The sequence below is a fragment of the Methyloparacoccus murrellii genome (assembly GCF_054657115.1).
Genome location: NZ_BAAHXD010000088.1, coordinates 1 through 3295 on the forward strand (window position 1 = coordinate 1; position 3295 = coordinate 3295).

General features: G+C 46.6%; 2 protein-coding genes and 1 pseudogene. 2 read left to right on the forward strand and 1 reads right to left on the reverse strand.

What is annotated here, in order from left to right; translation table 11 throughout:
- The first annotated feature begins 297 nt into the window (after nt 1-297).
- Nucleotides 298-2010 carry a hypothetical protein gene (locus tag ACYQ1H_RS15285; RefSeq protein WP_460028900.1) on the forward strand — a complete coding sequence of 571 codons (1713 nt, stop codon included), beginning with the start codon at nt 298-300 and terminating at the stop codon, nt 2008-2010.
- 14 nt (nt 2011-2024) lie between these two features.
- On the opposite strand, the gene ACYQ1H_RS15290 is transcribed toward ACYQ1H_RS15285, so the two are convergent.
- Entirely contained in the window at nt 2025-2936 is a 912-nt protein-coding gene (locus ACYQ1H_RS15290) for a hypothetical protein (RefSeq protein ID WP_460028901.1), read from the reverse strand.
- A gap of 55 nt (nt 2937-2991) precedes the next feature.
- Here ACYQ1H_RS15290 and ACYQ1H_RS15295 point away from each other — a divergent pair.
- Nucleotides 2992-3295: pseudogene (locus ACYQ1H_RS15295) on the forward strand (IS701 family transposase); the annotation flags it as partial.

Consider the following 3295-nt stretch of genomic DNA (forward strand, 5'->3'; position numbering starts at 1 on the left):
ACCGGGGAGGTGATCTAGGAGGTCTGCCCCTTGTCAAAGGGGTTCAAATAAAACATGATCTCAAGCCACACTCAAGACACACACAGAAGCACATAGGCGGCCGAATGGATTCACACGCAAGCCTTAAGAAAAAACACGCTCACGAGCCTTGAACGAAAACGCACAAGATAGACCAGCGAGAATGCAGACAACAGATTGCTACCACATCGACATGGAATCCCTGAAACAAATACCGATCCACACACACTCTAGAGAATGCATTCCTGACCCGAAGTGAAGACATAGGATAGTCACCCCATGAAAAACAGTACTATATTGATAATCATCACAGCACTGACATTACACTCACTACTATATTTTCTGGCTGCCGGCCGAGATGACACCTTTATTATGCTTTGGTCAGGTCAGAACTTTACACCGAGCGAATGGTTCATTAATTATAATCATGACCATACTGAGATGGTCTCATCAGAACTCGCCGCATGGATAGCGAGCCTAACCAGAGGGCTACCAACCACCGAGGCATTACTGGTTATAAAAGCAATTGGCGCCTTATTCTTCAGTGCAACGCTAGCCATTATTTGGAAAAACAGGGCGTCGTTTGCTGGCTCTACCACATACCCGTACTTGTCCGCGGGATTGGTTCTTTATGCCACAGGCACATCAACCAGCTTTGCCTATTGGTGCCTAGGCGGACTGGAAACAGCCTACTACGCAACCTTCCTTACCTGGATGACCTTCTCTCTGGCAAGAGATCTTGGCAACCGAAATTTAGCAGCAGCCGAATACTCTGAGTCAAAAAAGGTCAGAGCAGATATCTTGCACAGGCAAAACCGACTTGACATAAGCCTTGCCGTCATTTTATCAGCCCTAGTACTAACGCGAACAGAAGGATTTTGGCCAATTTTCGCCGCCTGGATCATAAAAAAAACAAACCAAGGACATCACAGACAACGCATAAATCATTACTGGCCACTGCTTCCACCCCTGGCAACATTCATAGGATTGATCACAATTCGACAGATATGCACAGGGCATTACTGGCCTAGCCCTACCTACGCCAAGGTGGGATTAAGCATGGAGACCCTCACTGCTGGAGCTGGCTACATCAAAAACTACTTTACCGCTTCTCCTTGGTGCTTTATACAATTCTTGGCCTTATGCGAAACACTATACACCCTGACTTGCCGCTTCGCTAGATCAAAAAGCCTGCCAAATGAGCCGCAACTTCACCTTTCCTATGCAGGCCTCGTGATTTGCGGCGGACAAATCGGCTTTACATTGCTCTCTGGCGGAAACTGGATGGAATACTCACGATTCATGGCGCCAATCGTGCCAGCACTGAACATTATTACCATGGAATCCATAATGCGACTACTGAACAAGCTGAGTGGGCAGCCCCAGCGCTTGACCAGACATGCCGCAGCTCTTGGCGCGGCAACACTATCAACCACGCAGGTCATTTATTGGGAAAATCAAGAAATTAAAGACTGCTCAACGATTATCCCGCCCGCAAGCCTTCTCAAACTGCAAGCCATCGCCACACATACCATTGATGGCAATTGCTCGCATAGCAGGGATATGACGCACCTGAAACCATTTATTGACCAAAAGCTATTGGAAATCGTGAATGCAAATCCAAAACCTTTGATCGCAGCAAGCTATCAAGGCGGTCTTTTTCCATATCTGTTGCGGCAACGGTTCAATCCAGGTGAGATCCATTTTGTCGACACCACAGGAGTAACCGATACGACCATTGGAACGTTGCCTGGCACCAGGAGTACACGAGGGGTTAAGCGCGGCGGGCGCATAGACCTTGCCTTGATGGGTAAGGCAGGTGAGCTGTCAGAATACCTTCATCAGCCAGACTCAAAACCCGATCTCGTGTATCTTCTTGGCGCGACGAATGAGGTTAGAGAGAACTTTAAAAGTTTAGGCTATGAAGTCATATGGGATCAGCCTGGCGCGATCATATTTTATCGACAAAGAAACAAAATTCTTTCAGATTGATGAGGCCTGCGACACTATGCTAATGACGGATTATATATACGGCGGATCCACATTGGATGCGCATCAGAAAGCATGAACGACACTGTAATATGAATGTAAGACCAGAGGATAAACTGATTTCTGAAGTAATACTCCGAGGTCGCCCTATCGAATGGACCAATAGGCGATAGAACCAAAAACATGATAAGCATCGCGGTCGACAGAACAATATAGGTCAACACCACACCATGGCCCTGCCTTTTAAAACTGGACACAGGATATATATACCAGAAGACAAAGTGATATAGAACAACGTAATTAAGGCGAATATCCACATAGAGGGAGAGAAGAACCAACAACAGACCGATAACCTCGAAAGCAATGGCATCAATAACGTCACCGTGCTGCAGGATACCGATCAATGACCTGACAGAATAGATAAAGTACAGAACAGAAATAGTCAACAATGAGAAAAAAACTTCGTCAGGCACCCAATCAAACTCTTGATAATTCCGCATCAAGACAACATATATCATGGAGTTCAAGATCAACCCGGACCGGATAAATCTACCACGAAGCGCCTTATCATGCAGAGAAAGGCGCTTATTTACCAAGTAAACCTCATTAAATACATGGTGAACCCCGAAGTATAAAAGGAGAGAGAACTGGCCGAAATATAGAGCCGCGCCCGCAAGCATTGTCAAACCAGACCAAAGAAGGACTCGATACCCCCTTCTGACAAGATCATGAATCTTTTTCTTAGAGTAAAACAGCGCAAGAAGGTAATGCGCAAACGCTGCACTCCATACAATGGAAAACCACACAATATCTGATGTTACCCCAACTGCAACCACTGTCAGCAGAACCGCAACCAGCCTTGTTAGTGTGTGAGAAAGCATATCAAAAGTCCGCAAGATGATTAGTGACGGTATATAGGACTTACGCAAAATATATCCGTATTGGCATATAAATATCAGCCGTTACGGGGTACAATCGTGGCCTATGAAGGCGAGCAGATACTCCGGACTAAAGCCCACGCGTCGGGATTATTGCCAGTTCATAATTGCAACATTGGTCAACTATACGCAAACCTATATGGCCGAGCACCAACCGGTTTTCTCGCATGACGCCATAAACCGTTACTTCATGACGGACGACGTGTCGCAAACTGCCGTCTGGCAATCAGTCGCACACCTCGTCCGTCGCAGCGGGAATGTCTGCCTTATATTCGACGACAGCGTGCTGGACAAGCGCCACTCCTTCAAGATAGAACGGGTGAGGAGCCAATATAGCGGCAACGAGCATT